19 protein-coding genes, 2 tRNA genes and 1 riboswitch are annotated in these 24166 nt (G+C 42.3%); of the genes, 8 read left to right on the top strand and 13 right to left on the bottom strand.

The window, feature by feature from the left end:
- Positions 1-78: 78 nt before the first annotated feature.
- From UYC_RS38830 to UYC_RS0107615, 3 genes are all read right to left on the bottom strand, one after another.
- Positions 79-249 (bottom strand): hypothetical protein, encoded by a 171-nt coding sequence (locus UYC_RS38830; RefSeq protein ID WP_016877413.1) that lies wholly within the window; start codon positions 247-249, stop codon positions 79-81.
- A 67-nt stretch (positions 250-316) separates the two neighbouring features.
- Positions 317-2212, bottom strand: coding sequence for a molecular chaperone DnaK (gene dnaK, locus UYC_RS0107620; RefSeq protein WP_016877414.1), 1896 nt, complete (start codon positions 2210-2212; stop codon positions 317-319).
- 169 nt (positions 2213-2381) lie between these two features.
- Positions 2382-2963 carry an Hsp20/alpha crystallin family protein gene (locus UYC_RS0107615; protein WP_016877415.1) on the bottom strand — a complete coding sequence of 194 codons (582 nt, stop codon included), beginning with the start codon at positions 2961-2963 and terminating at the stop codon, positions 2382-2384.
- A 226-nt stretch (positions 2964-3189) separates the two neighbouring features.
- Between UYC_RS0107615 and UYC_RS0107610 the strand changes: the two genes are divergently transcribed.
- The gene (locus UYC_RS0107610; RefSeq protein ID WP_026087653.1) at positions 3190-3384 is read left to right on the top strand and encodes a DUF2795 domain-containing protein; all 195 of its coding nucleotides are present in this window, start codon (positions 3190-3192) and stop codon (positions 3382-3384) included.
- A 134-nt stretch (positions 3385-3518) separates the two neighbouring features.
- Here UYC_RS0107610 and moaC read toward each other — a convergent pair whose 3' ends face one another.
- Complete coding sequence (gene moaC / locus UYC_RS0107605) at positions 3519-4019, bottom strand: cyclic pyranopterin monophosphate synthase MoaC (RefSeq protein WP_016877417.1); 501 nt, start codon at positions 4017-4019, stop codon at positions 3519-3521.
- A 40-nt stretch (positions 4020-4059) separates the two neighbouring features.
- Between moaC and UYC_RS0107600 the strand changes: the two genes are divergently transcribed.
- Positions 4060-4133: transfer RNA gene (locus tag UYC_RS0107600), tRNA-Arg, on the top strand.
- A 45-nt stretch (positions 4134-4178) separates the two neighbouring features.
- Here UYC_RS0107600 and UYC_RS0107595 read toward each other — a convergent pair.
- A complete protein-coding gene (locus UYC_RS0107595) occupies positions 4179-5411 on the bottom strand; it encodes an MFS transporter (protein ID WP_016877418.1) in 1233 nt (410 codons plus the stop codon).
- A 503-nt stretch (positions 5412-5914) separates the two neighbouring features.
- Between UYC_RS0107595 and UYC_RS0107590 the strand changes: the two genes are divergently transcribed.
- Positions 5915-6289 (top strand): zinc ribbon domain-containing protein, encoded by a 375-nt coding sequence (locus UYC_RS0107590; protein ID WP_016877419.1) that lies wholly within the window; start codon positions 5915-5917, stop codon positions 6287-6289.
- 72 nt (positions 6290-6361) lie between these two features.
- Here the strand turns inward: UYC_RS0107590 and nblS are convergent, their stop codons facing one another.
- Both nblS and purD read right to left on the bottom strand, forming a co-directional pair.
- Complete coding sequence (gene nblS, locus UYC_RS0107585; protein ID WP_016877420.1) at positions 6362-8326, bottom strand: two-component system sensor histidine kinase NblS; 1965 nt, start codon at positions 8324-8326, stop codon at positions 6362-6364.
- Between the two features lie 489 nt (positions 8327-8815).
- Complete coding sequence (gene purD / locus UYC_RS0107580) at positions 8816-10102, bottom strand: phosphoribosylamine--glycine ligase (protein ID WP_016877421.1); 1287 nt, start codon at positions 10100-10102, stop codon at positions 8816-8818.
- Positions 10103-11295: 1193 nt separating this feature from the next.
- On the opposite strand from purD, the gene UYC_RS0107575 reads away from it, so the two are divergent.
- Positions 11296-11514, top strand: a complete 219-nt coding sequence (locus UYC_RS0107575; RefSeq protein WP_016877422.1) for a DUF4327 family protein — start codon at positions 11296-11298, stop codon at positions 11512-11514.
- Between the two features lie 228 nt (positions 11515-11742).
- Here UYC_RS0107575 and UYC_RS0107570 read toward each other — a convergent pair whose 3' ends face one another.
- The 4 genes from UYC_RS0107570 to UYC_RS0107555 all read right to left on the bottom strand — a co-directional run bounded on the left by UYC_RS0107570 (position 11743) and on the right by UYC_RS0107555 (position 18306).
- On the bottom strand, positions 11743-12954 hold the full coding sequence (locus UYC_RS0107570; RefSeq protein ID WP_016877423.1) for an FHA domain-containing serine/threonine-protein kinase: 1212 nt from the start codon (positions 12952-12954) through the stop codon (positions 11743-11745).
- Positions 12955-13324: 370 nt separating this feature from the next.
- Positions 13325-15499 (bottom strand): serine/threonine phosphatase, encoded by a 2175-nt coding sequence (locus UYC_RS0107565; RefSeq protein WP_016877424.1) that lies wholly within the window; start codon positions 15497-15499, stop codon positions 13325-13327.
- A gap of 277 nt (positions 15500-15776) precedes the next feature.
- Positions 15777-17447 (bottom strand): sensor histidine kinase, encoded by a 1671-nt coding sequence (locus UYC_RS0107560; RefSeq protein ID WP_016877425.1) that lies wholly within the window; start codon positions 17445-17447, stop codon positions 15777-15779.
- A gap of 241 nt (positions 17448-17688) precedes the next feature.
- Entirely contained in the window at positions 17689-18306 is a 618-nt protein-coding gene (locus UYC_RS0107555; protein ID WP_016877426.1) for a pseudouridine synthase, read from the bottom strand.
- 226 nt (positions 18307-18532) lie between these two features.
- Here UYC_RS0107555 and UYC_RS0107545 point away from each other — a divergent pair, with 226 nt between their 5' ends.
- From UYC_RS0107545 to UYC_RS0107530, 3 genes are all read left to right on the top strand, one after another.
- A complete protein-coding gene (locus UYC_RS0107545; protein ID WP_016877428.1) occupies positions 18533-19405 on the top strand; it encodes a phosphodiester glycosidase family protein in 873 nt (290 codons plus the stop codon).
- Between the two features lie 108 nt (positions 19406-19513).
- A riboswitch (TPP riboswitch) is annotated at positions 19514-19613 on the top strand.
- 7 nt (positions 19614-19620) lie between these two features.
- Entirely contained in the window at positions 19621-20994 is a 1374-nt protein-coding gene (gene thiC / locus UYC_RS0107535) for a phosphomethylpyrimidine synthase (RefSeq protein WP_016877430.1), read from the top strand.
- 188 nt (positions 20995-21182) lie between these two features.
- Positions 21183-22460, top strand: a complete 1278-nt coding sequence (locus tag UYC_RS0107530) for an FAD-dependent oxidoreductase (RefSeq protein ID WP_016877431.1) — start codon at positions 21183-21185, stop codon at positions 22458-22460.
- Between the two features lie 21 nt (positions 22461-22481).
- Here UYC_RS0107530 and pyrE read toward each other — a convergent pair whose 3' ends face one another.
- The gene (gene pyrE / locus UYC_RS0107525; protein WP_016877432.1) at positions 22482-23096 is read right to left on the bottom strand and encodes an orotate phosphoribosyltransferase; all 615 of its coding nucleotides are present in this window, start codon (positions 23094-23096) and stop codon (positions 22482-22484) included.
- A gap of 259 nt (positions 23097-23355) precedes the next feature.
- Between pyrE and UYC_RS0107520 the strand changes: the two genes are divergently transcribed.
- Positions 23356-23808 (top strand): hypothetical protein, encoded by a 453-nt coding sequence (locus UYC_RS0107520; RefSeq protein ID WP_016877433.1) that lies wholly within the window; start codon positions 23356-23358, stop codon positions 23806-23808.
- Between the two features lie 210 nt (positions 23809-24018).
- Here the strand turns inward: UYC_RS0107520 and UYC_RS0107510 are convergent.
- Positions 24019-24091: transfer RNA gene (locus UYC_RS0107510), tRNA-Ile, on the bottom strand.
- Positions 24092-24166: the final 75 nt, after the last annotated feature.

Genomic DNA, 24166 nt, shown 5'->3' with positions numbered 1-24166 from the left:
AATTAAAGTATGGCTGGTAATAATCTGTCGTCAGTATGGCATTATCAATTTGTCAGAGAGTTGGTAAATGCGATCGCTTTATTGAGCAAAAGATACCATCCACACTAAAATTCCTAATATTAAATCTACTGGAGGAAGGAGATAATCTGTTAAATCAATAGTGACAGTTTGCTCTATTAATTGAAGAAATCGCCACGCAGTACCGTTAGTGACACTGCCATAAAATGGGTGGACATCTTGTCCACCCACAAGAGTTTAGTCTCATGTCAATATGCAAACTAAATGTTTTTCAGCTTACCTACCCTCAAACAGATTTTCACCCCACAAAATCGGCATCAATTACATCTTCACCGTCGTCACGCGTACCAGTAGTACCAGTAGTTCCGGTAGTTCCAGTTGTACCACCACCAGCTTGGGCATAAATAGCGCTACCAATTTGCATCATTGCCTGTTGCAAGTCTTGAGTTAGCGATCGCATCCGATCATAATTTTCTTGATTGATGGCTTCACGCAAATCTCTAATCAGCGCTTCTGCCCGGCTTTTGTCAGCAGCAGGAACTGTATCACCCAAGTCTCGCAATTGCTTTTCGGCTTGATATGCTAAGGAGTCAGCGTTATTCTTGGTATCAATTTGCTCGCGGCGTCTTTTATCTTCTTCAGCGTGAATTTCTGCATCCCGCACCATGCGCTCTACATCCTGCTTATCGAGAGTAGAAGCGCCAGTAATCGAAATTGATTGTTCTTTACCTGTAGCCTTGTCTTTGGCAGTGACAGAGAGAATGCCGTTGGCGTCGATATCAAAGGTAACTTCGATTTGCGGTACGCCTCTGGGAGCAGGGGGAATACCATCCAAGCGGAAATTTCCCAAGCTCTTGTTATAGCTTGCCATTTCTCGCTCGCCTTGCAAGACATGAACTTCTACGTTCGTCTGTCCGTCAGCGGCGGTGGAGAAGATTTCCGATTTCTTGACGGGGATAGTAGTATTGCGGGGAATAATTTTGGTCATTACACCGCCGAGAGTTTCCACGCCCAAAGATAAAGGTGTAACATCCAATAGGAGAATATCTTTGACTTCCCCAGCCAAAACACCTGCTTGGATCGCCGCTCCTACTGCTACCACTTCGTCGGGGTTGACACCCTGATGAGGCTCTTTACCCGTCATGCGTCGTACTAGTTGTTGGACGGCAGGCATCCGGGTAGAACCACCCACTAATATTACTTCATCGATATCTGCATTGCTCAATTTGGCATCGCCGAGAGCTTGTTCCACAGGGATGCGGCAGCGATCCAACAAATCCCCACACATTTCTTCAAACTTTGCCCGCGTCAAGGTTGTGTCAATGTGTTTCGGCCCTTCATGAGTGGCGGTGATGAATGGCAGGTTAATATTAGTTTGAGTAGCGCTAGAAAGTTCAATTTTGGCTTTTTCGGCTGCTTCGGTGAGTCTTTGCAGTGCTTGCCTGTCTTTACGCAAGTCTACGCCTTCGCTGCGCTGAAATTCGTTAGCAATCCAATCTACAATCTTTTTATCAAAGTCATCACCACCCAAGTGAGTATCGCCACTGGTAGCTCGGACTTCAAAAACACCTTCACCCACATCTAAAATGGAAACGTCGAAGGTTCCACCACCAAGGTCAAAAACGAGAATGGTTTCGTTAGTCTTTTTGTCTAAACCGTAGGCTAAAGCTGCTGCGGTGGGTTCATTAATAATACGGAGAACTTCTAAACCTGCTATTTTGCCAGCATCTTTGGTAGCTTGGCGTTGAGAGTCGTTGAAGTAGGCGGGAACTGTAATCACAGCTTGAGTAACTCTTTCTCCCAAATATTTGCTAGCATCATCTGCTAACTTCCGCAGGATTTGAGCAGAAACTTCTTCAGGGGCAAATTGTTTGCGTGCAGTTGGACAATCAAGCTTCACGTTACCATTACTGTCGCGCAGAACTTTGTAAGAAACTTCTGTGAGTTCTCTGGTAACTTCATCATACTTGCGCCCGATAAAGCGTTTGACCGAGTAAAAAGTGTTTTCTGGGTTCATGACTGCTTGGCGTCGGGCAATTTGACCAACCAAACGGTCACCTGTTTTCGTATAAGCTACAACAGAAGGAGTAACGCGTTGCCCTTCAGCATTGGGAATGACAACGGGTTGTCCACCTTCCATCACAGCAACACAAGAGTTTGTTGTTCCTAAATCAATTCCAACTACTTTTGCCATAATGCTCAACTCCTATCATTTTGAGCAAGCAAAAATAGGACTGACAGCACAATTTTTTGTAGAGATTGTCCTGTCAATCCTGCTTTTAATTGTTCTGATGCTATTACTAGTTTAATCACCAGAAATAACAGCTAGACATAAACTTCAGCAATTACAAAATTTAATTAAATTAACTGGTTGGAGATTGTAATTGTTGCCCAGATTGTGATTGTTGGTTGGATTGTAATTGCTGTTGAGTTTGTCTGTCGTAATCTCCAGCGATCGCCTGAGTTTGTTGTCCGCCGAGGTTAACAGTTACAACTTTATTTTTTTCTTCCTCAGCTTTAGGCATTGTCAGGCACAAAACGCCATTCTTAAATTCTGCTTGCACCTTATCATTTTGGATTCTAGTCGGTAAAGGAATTATCCGTTGGAATCTGCCATAACGAAATTCCGAACGTCTCATTCCTTTTTCTTCAGCACTAGTTTCAGATCTACGCTCTCCAGTGATTGAAACAGCTTCGGCTGTAACTTTTACATCTAAGTCTTTTGCTTCCATACCAGGAAGTTCAACTCGCAGTTCTATGCGATCGGGATTTTCATGCATTTCTGCTGCTGGTATAAAAGCATAACCAGTCATTTCGCCACTCTCGCCGCTAGTAGTCATCATGCGATCAAACAGGCGATTCATTTCGCGTTGCAAGCCAGAAATTTCTCGAAAAGGATCCCAACGTTCCATTTCTCGGAATGGATCCCAACGCGACATCACCATACTTCTACCCTCCGATATCTATCCAATGCAAGATTTATAATTCTCTTGCTTCAATTTCAACCTATCAAAGGGATAAAGTCTCCTCATCAGCCAAATGGATGACCTTTGTTTTCAATAATTAAAACTGCTGAATCTTTGTGCTTAATCTATTTGACAGAGGTCATAAATCTATCGGGTTGTAAATATGGAAATGACTTATAAAGGTGGAAGGTTAGAGGTAGGTAAAATGGCTAAAGTAAATCCGATTCAACTACAAAAACATTTGAAAGGCGTTGATTATCCGGCTAACAAACAACAGTTAATTGAACGCGCACAACAGCAAGGCGCTGATGAGAATGCTATCTCTGTCTTGCAGCAGATTCCTGATCGCGAGTATCAAGCTCCAACTGATGTTAGTGAAGCTGTAGGTGATATTGAATAAGTTTTAGTAGTGTTTTGCCAAAAAACTACTAAAAAACTCAGAATACACTGCGGGAAACTGCCTTTGGCGTCTATAATATGTCAGAACTCAGAATATTCTCAAATTCTGGATTCTGACTTCTGAATTCTGACTCCTTATTGATAATAATCTCCTGATTTACCCCCAGTTTTACTGATTAATTGAATTGATTCTATTTGAATCGACTTTTCTAAGGCTTTTGCCATATCGTATAAGGTAAGGGCGGCAACAGAAACAGCGGTTAAAGCCTCCATTTCCACACCAGTTTCGGCTTTGGTTTTGACTGTAGCCTGAATTTGATAACCAGGTAGCTGGGCATCCGGTGTTAAAAGCACTTCTACTTTTTGTAATGGCAAGGGATGGCATAGGGGAATTAAATTAGCCGTTTGTTTAGCTGCCATGATTCCCGCTAGTCTTGCCGTTCCCAATACATCGCCTTTGGGGGCATTACCTGCTTGGATGGCTGCAAAGGTTTCTGGCAACATCCGCACTTGGGCAGCAGCTACAGCTTGTCGAACTGTGGGTGTTTTTTCAGAAACATCCACCATTTGAGCTTGCCCCTCGCGATCTAAGTGAGTGAGATTGGCAGATAAAATGTGAGAATTTTCTTGTGTCATTTGGTAATGTTATGTTAATATAGACTCTTGTGACCGATAAGGGCGTGTAGCTCAGTGGACTAGAGCACGTGGCTACGGACCACGGTGTCGGGGGTTCGAATCCCTCCTCGCCCGTTATTTATAGAGACGCGCAGTTGCGCGTCTTTGTATTTTTTATCTTTAGATTTTGTTTAAGGCGTAAGCATCTTGAGCACGCCCGAAGGCAAAGCGGATTGAGGTGACTAAGTCTTTGCTGGATTTAGTAACAAAGATGAGAATGCCAAGTGCGGTTAAACCTGCGGTAATACCAAACATATTGCGGTAACCGACTTGTTCGGCAAAAGAACCAAGAACAGGCCCGGCGATCGCTATTCCCAAATCGAATCCAGCTATGCAAACAGCAAAAATTCGCCCTCTTTCTTGAGGAAAAGAGCGGTCTGCCATCATAGTAGAAATCATGGGAATCAGCGTACCACCTCCTGCACCTTCAATCAAGGCAGCTATTAAAAAAGTAGTGCTATCGTTTGCTAGCCACATCAATGCCATTGATACAGAGTACAAAATTAAGCCAATGGTGACAAATAATCCCCGACCGAAGCGATCGCTTGCACGACCAATAAATACCCTGCCACTAAAACTTGAAATTGCTGCAACTGTATAAAACAATCCAACATTCAAGTCAACTTCGGTTGATTTGATGAATAAGGGCGCAAAAGTATGCAAAGTTCCCACAGCCAAACCAACCACTAACATTACTAAAGCTGGTACTCTCACTCGTGGACTGATTAATATACGCCAAAAATTAGTACTTTGAATTTCGGCTGGTTGATATGTTTGAACTGGTGGATTAACTATCGGGACAACACATAGTGCCCCCAACGCACCCAATCCCGCAGCTAATAAAAAAACAGCAGTATAATCAACCATAGCTTGTAAATAACCGCCTAAAGCAGGCCCAATCGCCAAACCGATCGGATTTACTAGAGTCATGTAGCCAATGATTTCACCGCGATGCTTGGGAGGCGCTAAGTCTGCTATGAGTGCCATGTAGCCAGTGGCAAAGGCAGCGATACTGATGCCATGAAAAGCACGCAGCACCATTAACAGAGGGATGGATGTGACTAGCTCGTAACCAATAGGAGCGATCGCTTCTACTAAAATACCAATCAGCAATACAAGTTTACGACTACGTTTGTCTGCTAATTGCCCTAGCCACGGACGGAACACTAACATTCCAATGGCAAAACTGCCCATGACTACCCCGATTTGTTGCTTACTTGCACCCACATTTTCCAAATAAAGCGGTAAAGTAGGCAACAAAGAAGACAAACTAGCCCAGAATAATAAACCTGCTGCAAATAAAATCAGCAGGTTATGCTGCAGTTGGGTATCAAATGTGCGAAATACTTTCACAGCAGATGCCAGTTAATTTTGATGTTTTCTCATCAGCAAAATTTAACCAAGAAATGGATTTCCTGGCTGATAGCTCAAGTCTACTCAAGTAGATTGCTTATTTTTGTCAATCTTTATGAGCGAACTCGTGATTGTAGCCTGAACTTTTGTTTAGAAAAATATATCTCATCTTTATTGTTACATTACTTAACAATATTTGACTACCAATTTCTAGAGGAGGCAGGCTGGTAAACAGAGATCTTGCACCTTTCTCAATCACCGTAGGGTGGGCATTGCTTCGATTTGACTCAAAACCTTATTTTGACGTTACAGGCAATGCCCACCTTACAAAAATCGCAATCAAACAACTGGTGCAAGATGTGAATAAAGAGAATTCGCGGTTACACATACCAATCCCATCTGCAGCGCTCTGGTGTAAAGCCTTCTTTCTAAATTTGGGAAGTGTCAACCATTCTTCTAGTAAATAGCTAAAATCATAATGTTCATTTCTTGACATCTAGGCTGTGGATACTGCTACTTGCCCTCGCTGTCATCAAAAAGTTAGCCCGCAGGCTATCACCTGTCCCTATTGTCGTACTCAGCTAAAAGCTTACGGACATCCTGGTATTCCTCTGCACCGCGCTGGCAAAGACGAATATCTTTGTGACAGTTGTACTTACCATGCTGACGACACTTGCAATTTTCCTCAGCGCCCCTATGCTAAAGAGTGTACGCTGTATCAAAATATAGAACAGAGCAGGTTAGATTTGCAGCAGATTCGAGAAGCGAAAAGCTTTAATACATCTGTAAAAACTTGGATTAGACGCAATCAGACCTTGGTTCTACTACTTGCTTTATTCTTGGTGTGTTTGCTGATTACTCTGTTAAATTTCAGTTAGTAGTGAAAAGTTATCAGTTATCAATCATAGAAGGCTGATAACTGAAGACTAAATATCTAATAACTTCAACCTTTAACTTGCCGAAATAGTGTGTGTTTCCGTAACAGATTCAACAACAGTCAGTTTTTCTGGCACTGCTGTTTCTTCTTCAAAAACTGCCAAATCAAACCAAAATGTTGTACCTACACCGACTTCACTCACCAAATGGACTTTACTATGATGTTTGTCTTCAATAATATTTCTGACGATTGATAGCCCTAAACCAGTGCCTTCTAAGGTGTGAACGCGATTTTCTACGCGGAAAAAACGGTCAAAAATAGCTTTTTGATCCTCTGGGGCAATGCCAATGCCTGTATCGGAGATTTCTACACGGACACGATCCGGGCGATCGCTTTTGTGGGAATGCGGTGTGAGCTTATAGGCACGAATCGCAACTTTGCCCCCTGCTTTGGTAAATTTGAGGGCATTACCAACCAAATTAGCTAGAACTTGCAGTAATAAGTCATAATGGCCTACTACTAGAGGCAATTTTGGTTCTACTTCCTGAATGATTTCAATACCCTTATCTTTGGCATTGAGTTGGTAAGTACGTAAAGTTTGTTCAATTGCTTGTCCTAGATCTACTGCATCTAAGTTGTAGCGCCGCCCAGATTCTAGCCTAGACAAATCTAAAACATCGTTCACCAAGCGGGCTAGGCGATCAGCTTCGTGATTGACAGTTGCTAAGAATTCCTGCCTTTGATCTACACTGAGTTCTTCACCGTAGTCGTGCAAAGTCTCGATAAAAGATTTGATGTTAAACAAAGGTGTGCGCAGTTCGTGGGAAACGTTACTAATAAATTGGCTTTTTGCCTCGTTTAATTCTACTTCGCGGGTAATATCTTGCACAGTAATGGCAATGCCTTTGACATTTTCCCTTTGCTGATCGAGTACTGTTGTCAGGAGAATGCGGATCGTGCGATGAATCCCTTGGGTGAGGTGAATGCGAAACTCCGCGCTTTCACAATCTCCTGTTGCCATTTGGTACAAAGGACGGGTGATTTCAGCTTGCACCGCTGACGGCAAGTGGTGCAAAACATTCTCGCCCACTACATCAACTCCTTCCCAGCCAAAAATGCGCCGCGCTGTCGGGTTGACTAAAATCACCTGCATATTATTATCGATTAAAACTGCACCATCAGCGATCGTAGAAACCAAGGTTTCCAACTTGGCTTTTTCGGCAGTCAGCTCTTCTATATTTTGTTCTTCATACCGCTCTAGACGCTCTGCCATCTCATTAAAGCTGAAAATTAATTCTTTGAGTTCACCTCCAAATGGCAAGTCAATACGCTGCTTAAAATTCCCAGCTGCAATCTGCTTAACCCCTAGTAAAAGTTCTTTAATTGGCTTAGTAATTGTCAAAGCGTTAATTACCCCCCCCAAAATCACCATTACCCAAATTGAGATAAATACAGCAATAGTGACATCACGGGTGAAATTTGTAGAAATTACCGCGGCTGGATTGGGGTTGATACCGATCGCCAAAACCCCCAGATACTTTTTATCAACCGTTAAAGGCACAAATACATCGGTGACTATGCCGTCTGGAGATAGATGTTGCCGTACCATCGGCTTGTCGGCATCACTGGCATAATCATCTGGCAGTTGTATCCGCCGTTTAATTGTTAGTGAAGTTTCCACTTCTGGTTCCCAAAAGGGAATGCCGAAAAATATTTTCCCAGTTTCATCAGCATAGAGCATATAACGCACGCTCGAAGTGCTGCTGTAGAAGCGTTGGGAGAATTGTGCCACCTCAGTCAGATTATGATCGGCAATAAGTGGGGCAACGTTGGCTGCAAGCAGCAGCCCCAAGTCACGACCGAAGCGAGTATCATTCAGACGTGCATCCTGCTGAATTGTATTTACAGCCCAGAAGGTCAGACCGCTCATCACCAATGATACCACCAAGGTTACGGCAGCCAAAAGCTTAGTCTGGAGGGTAAACTCTGACCACCAATTAGCGATCGCTTCTCGGATTGTTTTTAAAGGAGCCAGCATTTTAATAAAAGGTTGTTATGGCGGTAGTCGTTGGCATCAAGTACGAATTTGTTTAAGTAAGTAAAGTCAAAGTATATAGTGTACAATTTACCAAACACCCGCCCTAAAGATAAGGTAAAGCTCAAAACCTGTAGGATTTTCATTCAACTCCAAATTTAAGGATTAAAATCGCCCCGTCAAGGAGAGCAGGGGACTTTAGGGGCACCAGGAGATGGGGAGAAAGGGGAACAACAAGACAAGGGGAGTATTGAAGAAGAATACAGAATATTCTGGCTTCTGGCTTCTGTAGACGTAACAGCGGCTACTTTCGCTTATCCACTACTCTACGAGAAGCCGGACTACGTTCGTCTACGTGTCTACCCGCAAAGTATTCTATTTAGATAAACCAGTACAGGCGGGTTTAGAAGATAAGTTATCTGTTTAAACCCAAAGATCATCGGCAAACCCGCCCCTACCAATAACTAATGACCAATGACTATTGACTAACTACTAACCATTTCTAAATGCCTTGACTCGATGCCCAATGTCTCTTCGGTAGTATATTCCCTCAAAATGAATGCGCTCAATTCCGGCATAGGCTTGGGCTAGCGCTTGCTCAAAGTTTTCCCCTGTTCCTGTAACATTTAGTACTCTACCACCATTTGTGAGCAACTGTTGCCCCTCTAGTTTAGTACCTGCATGAAATACAATTGCTCCTGAAGCTTCAGCTTCTGGAATTCCTGTAATTACCATACCATTTTCATAAACTCCAGGGTAACCTCCTGAGGCAGCAACAACAGTGGCAGCTGCTCCTGGTTTCCAGGTAATGGGTGGCATTGCTGCTAAACGCTGCTCTACGCAGGCAAGCAGTAATTCCTCTAAAGGAGTTTCCAACAAAGGTAGAATTACCTGCGTTTCTGGATCGCCAAACCGACAGTTAAATTCTAGAACTTTAAAATTGCCATCGGGAGTAATCATCAATCCGGCATAAAGTACGCCTCGGTAGTCAATTTCCCTATTTCTTAAAGCCGTGATCGCTTTTTCTAATACATCTTTTTGCACGCGTTCCATCAATTCTGGAGTCGCGATCGGTGCTGGAGCATAAGCTCCCATGCCGCCAGTATTTTCTCCTGTGTCGCCTTCACCGATACGCTTGTGATCTTGCGCTGGCAACAACGGACGAATTGTTAACCCATCGGTTAAAGCGAGAACAGAAACTTCTTGCCCCTTCAAACATTCTTCAATGACAACAAAATTCCCAGCACTGCCAAACTGCCCTTCAAAAATCGCCTCGATTGCGGCGATCGCTTCATCCACTGTTTGGGCAACCGTAACACCCTTACCTGCTGCTAATCCATCCGCTTTGACAACAATCGGTGCCCCATGTTCTTTGACGTAGGATTTTGCCGCTGTTGCTTGCGTAAATACCGTAGCATGAGCAGTAGGAATTTTTGCTTCTTGCATCAAAGTTTTTGCCCATGTCTTACTCGCCTCAATTTGCGCTCCTGCTTTGCTTGGGCCAAAAACTCTAAGATCACTATTTTGGAGATAATCTGAAATTCCCCTAGCTAAAGGCACTTCTGGCCCTACTACCACCAGAGAAATTCCTTCCTGTTTGGCAAATTGGCTGATTCCTTCAAAGTCATCTACTGCTAACAACAAGTTACGGCAACTTGACATAGTTGCTGTACCGCCATTACCTGGCACACATATAACTTGCTCAATTTGCTTTGATTGCAATAGCTTCCAAGCAAGGGCGTGTTCCCGCCCTCCATTACCTACAACTAAAACTTTCACGCTTTTTCCTCGTGCGTCCCTTGCAAGTGAGAGTGCCCTATGGCTGCTCGCAGTTCAAATTTTTCAATAATTCTAATACTTAAGCAATTCTACTGTTATTGTGGGGTTGATTGGCTATTTGTTAGTGAAGTAGCACCAGCCACGCTCAGGATTTGTACAGATTTTCCTGTTGGGAAGCAAATCAACCGATAATAATTATCTATACAAATTATTTTTGTTCTGCTGGACATGAGAGAAAACATGATTCATCAGTCCTGTTTGTTAAAACAGTAAGAAAAACTAATCATCTTTTTATCTTCATATCACGTGCATCAATTCTACATGAATATAAATACCATAACTAATTGAAATATAAAATTGGTTTTAATTTTTTTATACAACACTTAGTAACACACTTACGTCAAAAATAACGTGACTATATTAGCTTTCTAACTGCTGGGTATTTTATTTATGTGCTGCCAAAATATAACTTGACATCTTAAAAGTTTTGCTTGCGCAACAGATAAACATTAACCGTACCATCTAAGTAAAAAAATGCTATCTGCCTGTTTCTTTTAGATATTACTTGTAGCGGGAATCATTAAATTTTTATAAAAATGGCAGTTTTTTTCATCATATTTCAGATGTTTGCGATATTCTATATAGCAATTTGCTAGAGATAGTGGTATCTCTAGCTTGCAGAGTTTATTTTTATCTTAACCACCTTTTATCAAGCCCTCTTTCAAACTATGGGTTTGTCAGATAAAGCACCAATGCAGGAAAAAACACAAGCAATATTTTGCAAGTTATGCCGAAAACATAATATATTTTGTGAGCAGCGACTTCATCAGCACTCAGAAGGAATGAGACAGAAGACACAAAAGCTTCAGATGTACGGGATAACGTAATTAACGATTCTCCCCTCTCTTGCCTATGCTCTTTTGCTCACTTGCCTATAGCTACCTTCTTTATCACTCATGACCATTTTTGATGAGTACCTGTAAAGACAGGTAGACCCAATTTGAAAGTTTTGGTGGTGATTACCGTACAAAACCGAATTTGAGAGCAACTAAGTAGAGTTGGTTATGATATAGTAAAGTGGTTAAGACTTGCTTTACCAAAGTAATCTACTCTACGCATAAGCGATAACTTCCACGCGGAAAGCAGTTTTGATTAAGTATTTTAGGAAACCAAATCTGAATTAAATCGAAGTTATGAATCAGCAAGTGATTCACCCAATGGTGAAATTGCAGCGTAACGTGCAATCACTCGTAGACTCAAAAATTATCAAGCCAACTGACAGTATCTGGAAAATAGCTTTGCTTTACGGCAATGAATGGCAACACTGGAAACAGGAATTATTAGATTTTGGGTTTAGTATGCAAGATCCAGTTAGTGAGTTATTGGCAGTAGAAGCTTGGGACGAAGAGTAAGAGTAGATAGTAGTTGTTAGCAAAGCCAGCGCGCACTTAGAAGTTTATCTCAACTTCAGCATTTTCTGGCTTTGCTCGGTTATCGCAAACGGTATCGTGTTTCCCTGGTTGTAGTATCCAAGGTGTGAGTTTAACTGGATTTTTAGATCTATGATGTCTACTGAAGAATAACTAGACCCACTCATGAATTAAACAACCAACTACTAACCGTTAACAAATGGCCAATGACTATTGACAACCTGCTAATGCTGCTGCTAGCTCTTTAGCAGTTTGATAGCGATCGCGTGGCAGTGGTTCTGTGACGCGTTCTATTACCTCTCGTAGTTCGGGAGTAATGGTGGGGACTTTCGTCAAATCAAATCGGAAGTTGCGTCCTCGTTGGCGATAAAACTTAAAAGGATTTTCGCCAGTTAGTAGATAAATTAGTGTTGGGCCGATGGCATACAAATCTGATTGCGTTAAGGGCTGCCCCCTTTCTTGTTCGGGTGCACAATAACCTTCTGCACCAATACGAGTACCAGGTGCAGTACCAATTTCTTTGACTGCCCCAAAATCTAACACAACTATGCGATTGTTAGAATTTCGTACCATAAGGTTAGCGGGTTTAATATCGCGGTGGATGAGTGGAGGATCTTGACTGTGCAGATAATCTAAGATGTCACAGGTTTGGATCATCCAAGCGATCGCAACAGATGGGATGACAGGGCCTTTGAGCAAAATCAATTTTTCTAAGTCCTGTCCATGAACTAATTCCATTGCTAGATACTTCTTTCCGCCTTCTACAAAGAAATCGTAGTACAAAGGAATGCCTGGATGGTGAAGAGATTTGAGGGTGTGCGCCTCCCGCTCAAATAATTCGCGGGCTTTGGCAATTTTAGCCATATCAGCATTCATTTGCTTTAAAACCAGCAACTGCGGATGTCCGGCGATTTCTCCTGTCTTATCCCAAGCTAAATAGGTTGTACCCATACCTCCCTGTCCTAGCGTTCGTAACACCTGATAGTTGCGGATTGTCTGTTGCACAGATATGGGTTGACCGCAATGGATACAAAATAGATTGTTGGGAGAGTTTCCTTCGTGAGTGCAACTGTCGGATGAAGTATTTGTTTGGTTTGGAGATGTTTCCTGCTCAATTTGAAATTTTAAAATTGGGCCTCCCCGCGCCAGCTGTAGTAAGGAATTATTCGATAAAGGACTTTGAACTACCAAAACCTCATTCAGAAAAGTTCCATTTGTACCTTTACTAATTACCTGCCACGAACCACCATTTTGGGTAGAGCCGAATTGTCTGATCTCTAGATGGTGACGAGACACTAGAGTATCATTTAAAACAACATCATTATCCATAGAACGACCAACTCGGATGACAGGTTCGTTCTCAAAGTGCCATTGTTTGAGAGGCGTTTTTTTTTGCGGTTCTAGCAGGGTGAGAATAACCACATTACTGAGAATTGTTAGTAGATAGTACTTAGTAGATAGTAGGGGAGCCAGTGCGTCCTTGCGGGTTTCCCGCGTTGTAGCAACTGGTGTGTGGGTGTTGTTGACGATCTTTGGGTTAAAACCAATTATCTTCTCAACCCGCCCGTACTTAGAGGATAGTAGTTAGCAACATCACTAACCCTATGAAAAGCAAGGCTACGTGCGTTTACGGCTACTCTTCCTTGAACCCTTGTGCTGAACGCAGTCGCCCTTAGAGGAGGGCAGTATTGGCTCTCCAAGGGCGACTGCCTGATCATATGGCTGCCCCCATCACGTGCATGGCACTTGTGCAGTGGCTTTCTTCCTGCTTTACCTTGCTTACCATTCACGATTAACCAGTAACTATTTCCTTTTGACTTTCCAGAGCGGGGCGTACTTTGGCCCGTACAAGCACAACGGTGATGTTATCATGACCATTGTAATCGTTTGCCACATTAATTAAATCTCGGATGCCATCCTCTAAATTCACACCCGAACTAAGCAAGGGAAGTAGATGATTCTGCCAATTAGTTTCTAGTAAATCATTATCCGACAAACCGTCTGAAGCCAGGACAAACAAACTATCTTCAGAGATTTCAAAAAATTTAACATCAGGAATGATAAAGTTTTCATCTCGCGGCCCAAGAGCTTGGGTAAGCTGGTAAGCATCTGGACGAGCATAAGCCACGTTAGGTTCTACCCCGCGGGAAATCTCCCGTTGACCTACTTCGTGATCCACGGTTAATTGTTCTAAACCTCTTTTGCGAGTTACGCAGTAGAGGCGGCTATCACCAACATGAGCCACCGCTGCTTGAGTATTTTGGATTAAGAGCATGATTAAAGTAGTACCCATGCGTCCGATACCAGAGCGGGCATCTTGTTGGTTGACATCGTAAATTGCCTGGTTAGCTTGTCGTATTGCCTCGCGGATTTGGTCTTCTGTAGGCAATTCGCTAGCAATCCAATTAGTTTTAAAGTATTGGCGCACGGTGTTTACTGCTAAAGCACTGGCTACCTCGCCACCAGCGTGCCCTCCCATCCCATCGCAAAGAATGTACAAAGCACGTGCTTGTAAATTGCGAGTATTGGGCAATTCTAGCTTGGCAATTTTGGTGTCGATGCCAAAGTAGTCTTCGTTGTGATGTCTTTGCCTTCCAACATCGGTAAGTCCAGCGTGTTCCAGGCTGATTAACTGCATTGGCAGTACCACCGTTGGCAAGTCATCAATAAGTTTTGTGGCAGTATCCTCTTCTTGTTCATTTAATTGCAGAATTGGCGGTGAGTCATGATCTTGATTTGCCGCAGATGTCATATTTGGTTTGTTTGTACTAGAGGGAGTTTGCAGTTCAGAAGCGATCGCCTGCAAACGTGATTGTAATTCTAGCAAGGTCTGAATATTGCCAATCTCTAAATCTCCTAAAAGTTCTAATAAAGAGCCAAATTGAGTACGTTGAGACTCTTTAAAGAGTTTCTGCCAAACACGCCCTAAAGTTTGGATGCTGAAATCTTCTCCAGATGTGGTGTTTGTTAATGGAGTTGCTGGGGTATTTTTTAATGGCTCCACATACAACATTTGTAATGCTAGTGCTTGGTCTTCATCTAACCGCAGATTCGGCAACTCCAAAAGACTTTGACGGCAATTAAATGGTTCTAGTAATGCCCAGAGTCGGGTCATCTGATACAAATAGTTAACGAGCTGCAAAGAACTCGTTTTGTCATCGCGCCACAAGTCGAGTAGATACAACCAGCGATCGCGATCTTCGAGCAGTACTACCTGTATATCCCCCTGCTGCCATGCATCGTGAATTGGGGGTATACCTTGGTTTGTGTAGGGTTGGAGGGCAACATAAGCTTTAGCAAGGTAAGGAAGACTAACAGCCGATTGTGATGACGTTGCTAGTTCCTGATACTGATTTGTTGCCATTGCCTCTAGGAGTGAAATTTGATAAGGCTGACAGTCTAATACCCGTACACACCACTGAGTATTAGCAGGCATTTCCTCCAAATTTGGTAGCAGTTCTAGCAATTTATAGCGTTGCTGTAAATCTAAGTAAGAACCTTCTGGGAAAGAAGATGAGGCTGAAGTAGACACCGAGACGGGGGGAGTAGGTAAGGTGGGAACATTTTCACTCTCCAGTTCTTCCTCCGGCTTCATTACTTGCCCGCCACTCTCTGGCTGCAGAAGCTGTTTCCCATCTCCCACGGGGGAAATACTTTCTGAATCTACGTTCTCCGGACACGCTTCGTGAATGCCATCGAGCGCAAAAAGCGAAGATTCTGGCTCATCTTGTCTTTGTTTCTCGATATTATCAAAATCTGCTTCCCCGATGACAAAATTCTCAACTTTGGCAATAATAGCCCACCAAATTGTGCCACATTCTGCACCGCAGTTATGACAAGTTTGTGCATTCAAAGGTACATCAGCATTGCATTCAGGACAGACCTTGTGGGTTAGGGACGCCCCACAGTTTTGACAAAATTTGTTAGTATTGGGGTTTTCAAATTTACACTGAGGGCAAATCAGCATTGTGGAAGTTCCTTAATTCCCGCTCCAAGGTGCTTTTAACCACTACAATCTAAGGTGCCACAGTTGACACTACTACTTGTCGTAGATCTACAAATGATTGTAGTTTCATAAGTAGGTTTTTGTGGCAGTCTTAATTTTTACGCATAGTCTAGTTAGATTTAGACTAGACAAGTTCTTACCGATAATTGTAACCACCTCTGGAGTTTGGGACTGGATTGTAATATTTATTGGTGAGGCTTTATTTTTTAAAAGCTTCCGCTCCTATTGGATTCTCACCTCAAAGTGGTAGTTGCACAGTTAGACAGGTACAGTTTGACCCACTTTGAACCTCTATTGTTCCTCCTAAATACTTAGTAAGCTTTTGTACCAATGCTAGTCCTAATCCTGTTCCTCCCTGTTTCCAAGGGTCATTACTGGGAATGCGGTAAAACTTTTCAAAAATACGCGGTAATTCAGATGCAGGTATTTCTACACCATAATTGCTTACTTGTAGTTGAATGCTATTGAATTTTGCTTGGGCAGCAACGATGATTTCTGCATCTGGTGGACTGAATTTACAAGCATTAGTCAGTAATTCTATCAAAATGCGTTCTAGACTAAATGGATCGCACAGTAAGGGAGGAAGATTGGAAGCAATCTTCAGGTTTAAATTGTGTTTACAGCTATTGCGGTTACGTGCTTTATATAGCTCCACTACTCGCTCCAACCACTCATTGACTTGAATTTTTTCCAACACTAAAGGTTTAGTGGTGGTATCTAGACGCTGTAAATCTAGAAAGTTATTAATTAAATTGATTTCTCGTTCGCATTCATTATTTAAAATTTGGAAATAACGAGCAAATTTTGAGCGTTCAGCATATGGCTTTGCCATTTCTAATAATAAATTATGTTCTTTATCTAGTGCAATTCCCATCATTTGGATCGCCATTTTCATGTTAGTTAGAGGTGTACGTAATTCGTGGGAAACTGTACTAAGAAATTCATCTTTAAGACGATTGAATTTTTCTATTTCTTCTAATTGTTTTTGTGCTGCTTTTTGGCTTTCTTTCAAAGAAATTTCTGCTAACTTACGTTCTGTGATATCAATTGCAGACCCTATGTAACCGATAAAATTACCACTGGAAGTAAACCATGGAACACCTGTATTTAAAATCCAACGATACTCTCCATCTATATGCTTTAAGCGATGTTCTATATGAAATTTTGCACGTTTATTAAATGCAGATTCAAAAGTTTGCTTACAAAAGTCTTTATCTTCAGGATGAACTTGCTCTAACCAGCTAAATTCTTGTTGCTGTTTGCTAATTCCGGTGAAGTCTATCCATGATTGATTTAAAAAATTGCATACACCTTCACAGCCAGCCACCCACAACATTACTGGTAATGTATTGGCTATGACGTGCAGGTGGTGTTCATTTTCTTGGCAGCCACGATCAAAAATTTTCTCAGCAGTGATGTCTTCAAATAACATTAGGATCTGTTGATTATCCTTTCCAGAATCTAATATCCGCGCTACCACTTTTGCCCATTGCATTTTACTGGCAGGACAGTTCAACCGAAATTCCCAATTAGCTTCACTCTCTGGCGCTCCCTTAAACAATCCCATCAAAGCATGAAATAACCTCTGTTGTTCAGACTGAGCGAATAAGTTAAAAACAGGCTTTTGTATTAGTTCTTCTGGGGAATAACCGAGGCTGTTTGCACCCAGCTTGTTCACAGATAAAATTATCCCTGTTCGATCCAAAGTTAAGTATACGCAAGGAATATTTTCATACAAATTCCGATACCAGAAGAGTTCCTCTTGAGTGCGACGCCAAATTTCTGCTGTGCAAAGTTCTACATCGGAGGCTCGTTCAGGTACAAGTTCCAAGCGTGCAGGTGGTACAGGCACTATATTATGTTGTTCTTGGCAGGAATGATGCCAGCTAGATGGCTGATTAAGGCTCATAAGACTTAAACTTGCACCCAAGCGCTGGTGTTAACTAGGCAAAAAAAAGAGAAAATCATTATACTGCTTATAGCGTAATTTTTGGGCAAAATCATGAATAAAAATTTATGTAACGAACATAATCTCTTATTTCCTGTAAACTGCTCTAACTAGTAACTCCAAACATTAGATTTCAGGTATTTGACAAATTGCATTGATTTTGAATTTAAAAAAAGAATAGTTAACTTTATAACTTTTACTATCAGTATTTATGCTTTTTTAACAAGTGACCTGAAAACATCAAATTCTGTAACAATTGTGATTCTCTGGAGGTGAGGTCACGCCATTGTCCTGGTTGGAGGCCATCTATTTGTAAGTGAGCGATCGCTACCCGCACAAGTCTTAAGGTTGGAAATCCCACAACTGCGGTCATCCGCCGCACTTGCCGATTTTTCCCCTCTGTCAATTTCATCTCCAACCATGCTGTCGGTACAGTTTTGCGAAATCTAATTGGCGGATCGCGATCGCTTAAGGAAGGTTCTTCGCTCAAAAGTCGCACCTTTGCGGGTCGAGTGCGGTAATCTTTAATTAACACACCTGCTTCTAACTGTTTGAGAGCAGCTTGATCGGGAATTCGTTCAACTTGTACCAAATAAGTACGTTCATGTCCAAACCGAGGATCGCAAAGGCGATGTTGCAATTGTCCGTGGTTTGTCAGCAGCAGCAAACCCTCACTATCCCAGTCCAAACGCCCCACAGGATACACATCTGGAACTTGGATATAGTCTTTTAACGTCCTACGAGTCGGAGTGTCTTGAGTAAATTGGCTAAGGACGCCATAAGGTTTGTAGAAGAGAATGTATCGATAGTGGTTAGTCATTGGTCATTGGTCATTTGTCATTGGGTAGAGACGCAATTAATCGCGTCTGTAAAATTTCTCCCCCTCTCCTTGTCCCCCTGTCCCCTGTTCCCTGTTCCCTGTACCCTGTTCCCTGTCCCCTCTCCCACTCCCCCCTCTCCCCATTGCTGTCATCTTGCTTCCACATTGACAGAATTAGCAAGGGTTTAGGTATTTCAATTAAGACAATCGAGTGAGAATTTATATTATGGCAATTTCCAAGATGTGCCGTCGGTCTTTCCTGTTGTTAGCAGGTGCTGGTTTGGCTAAAGGTTTCACAATGTTACAGCCAGCGGCTGCTAAAACTATACAAGTAAATAAGGGAAAGATTAATGGTATCTCTTTTTATCGAGTGATTATTGACCTCACCGATCCCAAAACCTTTATTACTATTGGTTTAGCTAATAATGCAACTTTTGCTAATTCAGCACAACGTAGTAATGGTGACGAGGAGTTTAGTCGAATGGTAGCTCGCTCTCGTGCTGCGGTTGTTGCTAATGGTACATTTTTTGCTAAAAGCTCCCGTAAAACTGTCATGGGCAACATGGTGGCGGGAGGAAGATTTCTTAAGTATAGTAAGTGGGAAAATTTTGGCACGACTTTGGGCTTACGAGTAGGAAATAAACCGGAAATGGTAACAGCACGGGTTGATGGCAAACCCAAATGGAAAGAACATTGGTTTTCTATCACTTGTGGCCCTCGATTGCTAAGACGCGGAAAAATCTGGGTGAAACCAAAATTAGAGGGTTTCAAAGATCCCCATGTTTTAGGTATAGCTACACGTGCAGCGATCGGATTTCCGGCTAGTGGAAAAAAATTGATATTAGTACATTTCGAGAAGCCAATTACTTTAGAGCAAGAAGCAAGAGCAATGAGAGCAATTGGTTGTTATGAAGCGATGAACTTAGATGGAGGAACATCTAGAGCTTTAGCCGCCAGTGGTAAAATTTTGATTCCTGCTAAACGCCGTCTGACAAATGTGATCGTAGTTTATGATGCCAAGCATCCAGCCCCTACAGCCCTGCGGCAGTCATGGGAAAGGTTTCAGAGAGGTCAGCGCCCTGTAGTACCTGGTGGTTAAATAGAAAAGCGATCGCTTTTGTAGTAAAAAAGCTTGGTGCTCCCATCATCACCTCTTAATAATTTGTTAACATCCTTGCGCCCAGCCATAAACAAAGTGGTACAATCACTACCATGCTAGGGGTGCCTCCTGCATTTAGAGGCTGAGATTACACCCTTAGAACCTGAATCCGGGTAATACCGGCGAAGGGAAGCTGTATATTGAGGAAAGCAAATATGCGGACAGAATGGGTCGCCAAGCGGCGCGGGCAGAGCAATGTCAGTCAAATGCACTATGCCCGTCAAGGTGTGATTACCGAAGAAATGCACTATGTAGCCCAGCGGGAAAATCTTCCCGTTGAGCTAATTAGAGATGAAGTAGCGCGGGGACGGATGATTATTCCTGCGAATATCAATCACACCAACTTAGAGCCAATGTGTATCGGCATTGCCTCCAAGTGTAAAGTCAATGCTAATATTGGTGCTTCTCCCAATTCTTCTAACATAGAAGAAGAACTGGCAAAACTGAGACTGGCAGTGAAATACGGTGCTGACACCGTGATGGATCTTTCTACGGGCGGCGGTAATTTGGACGAAATTCGTACCGCCATCATCAATGCTTCCCCCGTTCCCATTGGCACAGTGCCAGTCTACCAAGCTTTAGAAAGCGTTCATGGCAAGGTTGAAAATCTCACTCCTGATGATTTTCTCCATGTGATTGAGAAGCACGCCCAGCAAGGTGTAGATTACATGACTATCCATGCTGGGATTTTGATTGAACACTTACCCTTAGTAAGAAACCGCATCACTGGCATTGTTTCTCGTGGCGGTGGCATTTTGGCAAAGTGGATGCTACATCACCACAAGCAAAACCCACTTTATACTCACTTGCGCGACATCATTGAGATTTTCCAGAAGTATGATGTCTCATTTAGTTTAGGTGACTCACTGCGTCCTGGTTGTACTCACGATGCTTCCGATGAAGCACAGTTAGCCGAACTCAAAACTCTTGGACAATTGACCCGCAAAGCCTGGGAATATGATGTACAAGTGATGGTCGAAGGCCCTGGACACGTGCCAATGGATCAAATTGAGTTTAATGTCAAAAAGCAAATGGAAGAGTGTTCAGAAGCACCTTTCTACGTGCTGGGGCCATTGGTGACAGACATCGCTCCTGGTTATGACCATATCACCTCCGCTATTGGCGCAGCGATGGCTGGATGGTACGGTACCGCAATGCTGTGCTATGTAACACCAAAAGAACACTTGGGTTTACCTAATCCTGAAGATGTGCGCAATGGATTAATCGCCTATAAAATTGCAGCTCATGCAGCCGATATTGCCAGACATCGCCCTGGGGCAAGAGACAGAGATGATGAACTCTCCCATGCTCGTTACAACTTCAACTGGAATCGGCAGTTTGAATTAGCACTCGATCCTGAAAGAGCTAGGGAATACCACGACGAAACTCTGCCAGCAGATATCTATAAAACTGCTGAATTTTGTTCGATGTGCGGCCCCAAATTCTGCCCCATGCAAACCAAAGTTGATGCTGATGCACTGACAGAACTAGAAAAGTTCTTGGCGAAAGAAACTGTAACCCAAAGTTAACCTTTTACAGCAGTTTTCTGTAAGGTGGGCATTGCTTACCAATATCTCCAATGTTTACCACATGGGCTTTAACGACAATGCCCACCCTACGATTTGTTGTCTAATCATTTGAAAAACGCTGTAAATAACGTAGAGGGATAGGGAGAATTTCTCTGTTAACCTCTGCGTTTTTAAGGGTGAGATTGAGCATGACAAATATTTTAATAATTGGTGCAGGTATCGCTGGTTTAGCAGTTGCTCGCGAACTTTATTCTCATGGTTTTTCAGTCACAATTTTAGAAGCTCGAAATCGTATTGGCGGTAGAATTTATACTAATAAAAAATTTGGTTTTCCTGTCGATTTAGGTGCTTCTTGGATTCATGGAATCAATAAAAATCCGATTACTCAACTAGCGCAAGATTTTAAAGTTCGCATTCAGCATACTGACTTTGAAAATATTCCTGTTTACGGCAGCAATGGTGAACTTGTGGAAGTAAAAGAGTTAGAAAAGGCTCGTTTACTGTACAAGCAAATTTTTGGGCAAGCTAAAGCTTTAGGTAAGAATTTAAAACAAGATATTTCAGTCGCTGAAGCAATACAACGTATATTAATAGAAAAAGAATTTTCTCCCCTACAAAAAACTCTAATGAAATGGTTTTTTACTGGGCGAGAAGTACAAGAAGGAACAGATTTAGACAGTTACTCGCTTTGGGAATGGGATGAATACGCAACTTTTTCAGGTGGTAATTACCTAATTACTAACGGATATGAAGAAATTATCCAGCGATTGGCAAAAGGTATTGACATTCGGCTACAACAAAAAGTAATTGAGATTAAATATGACGATAAAAGTGTATCAGTAAAAACGGATTCTGGAACTTTTTCAGCTGATGCAGTTGTGATTACTTTGCCTTTAGGAGTACTGAAATCTGCTAGTGTAACTTTTTCTCCTCCCCTACCTGAAAGCAAACTTGCAGCTATCGATCGCCTGGATATGGGAGTTTTGAATAAGGTAGTTTTGAAGTTCTCGAAAGTTTTTTGGTTACAAAATTATGACGCGATCGGCTACGCTAGCCAGATGGCAAATGATTTCTCGGACTTTTTGAATTTAAGCCGATATATTAAAGTCCCTGTGTTAGTGGCTTTAACTGGCGGAAGATTTGCCCGCAGTCTGGAGACTTTATCTGAGGAAGAAGTTGGAGAGCGGGTAATGAAAGTGCTGCGTCGAATGTACGGGAATAATATACCCAATCCAGAAATAGTAATCAGAACCCAATGGGCTGCCGATCCTTTTGCTTGTGGTTCCTATTTAACAATGCCTATAGGCGCTAAAGCAAGCGATCGCGCTACTCTAGCCGCACCTGTGGCAAACCGCCTCTTATTCGCCGGAGAAGCAACTTCAGAGCAGTATCCATCTACTGTACATGGCGCTTATCTCTCCGGGCTAAGGGAGGCTAATCGGATCTTGAATGAGTTTGCAGTTTAGTTTTGAGTAGTTACCATCTACTTAAAGCTGTTTGTATCGCTCTTGTATTTCCTCAATCGTAAACACTGTCTGAAATTCTAACCCTACCGACTGGTAAAACTCTGCTCCACCTTGTTGGCGGTCTACCAGTGAAATTACCCGATTCACAGTATAATTTGCCGCTCTTAGTCGTTCAACTGCTTTCATCGCAGATTGTCCGGTAGTGACAACATCTTCCAAAACCACTACTTTTGCACCTTCTGGCAAATTCGGCCCTTCTATATATGCCTTTGTCCCATGTCCTTTAGCTTCTTTGCGAATAATCAACGCTGGGATTGGGCGATGTTCGTAAGCAGAAACCACACTCACAGCACTGACGATCGGATCTGCCCCCAATGTCAATCCCGCTACTGCTTGGGTATCAGGTGGTAAGAGCGAAAAAAGAATACGACCAATTGCCAAAGCGCCTTGGGGATGAAGCGTTACCTGCTTGCCATTGATGTAATAGGAGCTAGGTTGTCCGGAAGAGAGAACAAAATCGCCCTCTTGATATGCCAGTTGGCAAAATAAATCTAGTAATTTGTGACGCAGGGTTTTCAAATCGGTAGTATCTGCCCAAAAATCAGACTGAGTAAGGGTTTTGGCTTGATAAGTCATTACAAAAGTTTAAAAATTGTGTTAAACCAAAGGTTGAACTACTAAGTAAGAGGGTGTAACAAAAAAATCACTATGATGATAGCTAGCTATAAGTAGTTAGTTATCGCTATAGGCACTCAGATGTTCTGTGCGTGATGTTTCTCATCACAGTAGGACATAAAGCCCGACAGTAAATCATACTTTGTTTGCACCAGCCTTACCAAGAGTTCTGAGAATAAGCATAAGTTAAAATTCGTACCAACAAAGAGGAGTAATAAACATGGCTTTAAAATTAAAAGCCTTGGGTGGTTTATTGGTTATGTGTGCTAGCGCGATCGCTGCCCCATCTGTGGTGGCACAGGAGACGCAAACACCCAATTATGAATATGAAATACCCGCAGAAGTAATTGACCGAGCCTTTTTTGAAAATTCCCCCAATTTCCACAACGGTAACAACTTTAAAAGCGACATAGACTTGATACTCGGCCCTGGTTCGTTGTTGCGAAACTCCTTCCCAGAAAATAAAATTGCACGAGATGCTGAATTAATCAACATTGTCTATCAAGACGTCCTCTACCAACAGGTTAGTAGCGATCCTTATCTTCGTACACCAGATTTACCAAATCCTTATAACACTTCGCTGTTAATGTCTCCCCGTTTGAATGCTAATCAACTGAAAGTAGGAACCGAGTATCGTTTTGAGGAGATGCAATCTCGCCTCAAATCCGACTAAGAGAAGTCAGGAAAAACAGTCAATAGTTTACTGTTGAACAGATTTTACTGCTTTGGTTTTAAAAATAAGCTGGTTAAGGGGTTGATTAATCAAAGAGTTTTCGTCAATTATGGTGAAACCCTTGCGATTATTCAACTCTTCCATAAATTCCGGACTATATTTGTAGATATAAACTTGATTTAGTATTTTTTATAGTTCATGAAAAATCAATCCAGGGTGCAGGAGTTGAACCTGCCTAGGGCGAATTATGAGTTCGCTGCCTCAACCGCTCGGCCAACCCTGGTTACAACTCGTTGATTTTAGCATAATTTTACTACTTGTGTACCTCGAAAACAGCTCACCAAATTTTTAGAGTAGT

Origin of the sequence: Chlorogloeopsis fritschii PCC 6912 (assembly GCF_000317285.1) — a bacterium.
GTDB lineage: Bacteria > Cyanobacteriota > Cyanobacteriia > Cyanobacteriales > Nostocaceae > Chlorogloeopsis > Chlorogloeopsis fritschii.
This window is presented reverse-complemented; position numbering and strand designations above follow the sequence as displayed.

Bases quoted from the DNA above. Each gene is read 5' to 3' on its own strand.
- dnaK (WP_016877414.1), bottom strand. From the start codon at position 2,212: ATGGCAAAAGTAGTTGGAATTGATTTAGGAACAACAAACTCTTGTGTT.
- UYC_RS0107615 (WP_016877415.1), bottom strand. From the start codon at position 2,963: ATGGTGATGTCGCGTTGGGATCCATTCCGAGAAATGGAACGTTGGGAT.
- UYC_RS0107610 (WP_026087653.1), top strand. From the start codon at position 3,190: ATGGCTAAAGTAAATCCGATTCAACTACAAAAACATTTGAAAGGCGTT.
- moaC (WP_016877417.1), bottom strand. From the start codon at position 4,019: ATGACACAAGAAAATTCTCACATTTTATCTGCCAATCTCACTCACTTA.
- nblS (WP_016877420.1), bottom strand. From the start codon at position 8,326: ATGCTGGCTCCTTTAAAAACAATCCGAGAAGCGATCGCTAATTGGTGG.
- UYC_RS0107575 (WP_016877422.1), top strand. From the start codon at position 11,296: ATGAATCAGCAAGTGATTCACCCAATGGTGAAATTGCAGCGTAACGTG.
- UYC_RS0107565 (WP_016877424.1), bottom strand. From the start codon at position 15,499: ATGCTGATTTGCCCTCAGTGTAAATTTGAAAACCCCAATACTAACAAA.
- UYC_RS0107560 (WP_016877425.1), bottom strand. From the start codon at position 17,447: ATGAGCCTTAATCAGCCATCTAGCTGGCATCATTCCTGCCAAGAACAA.
- UYC_RS0107555 (WP_016877426.1), bottom strand. From the start codon at position 18,306: ATGACTAACCACTATCGATACATTCTCTTCTACAAACCTTATGGCGTC.
- UYC_RS0107545 (WP_016877428.1), top strand. From the start codon at position 18,533: ATGGCAATTTCCAAGATGTGCCGTCGGTCTTTCCTGTTGTTAGCAGGT.
- thiC (WP_016877430.1), top strand. From the start codon at position 19,621: ATGCGGACAGAATGGGTCGCCAAGCGGCGCGGGCAGAGCAATGTCAGT.
- UYC_RS0107530 (WP_016877431.1), top strand. From the start codon at position 21,183: ATGACAAATATTTTAATAATTGGTGCAGGTATCGCTGGTTTAGCAGTT.
- pyrE (WP_016877432.1), bottom strand. From the start codon at position 23,096: ATGACTTATCAAGCCAAAACCCTTACTCAGTCTGATTTTTGGGCAGAT.
- UYC_RS0107520 (WP_016877433.1), top strand. From the start codon at position 23,356: ATGGCTTTAAAATTAAAAGCCTTGGGTGGTTTATTGGTTATGTGTGCT.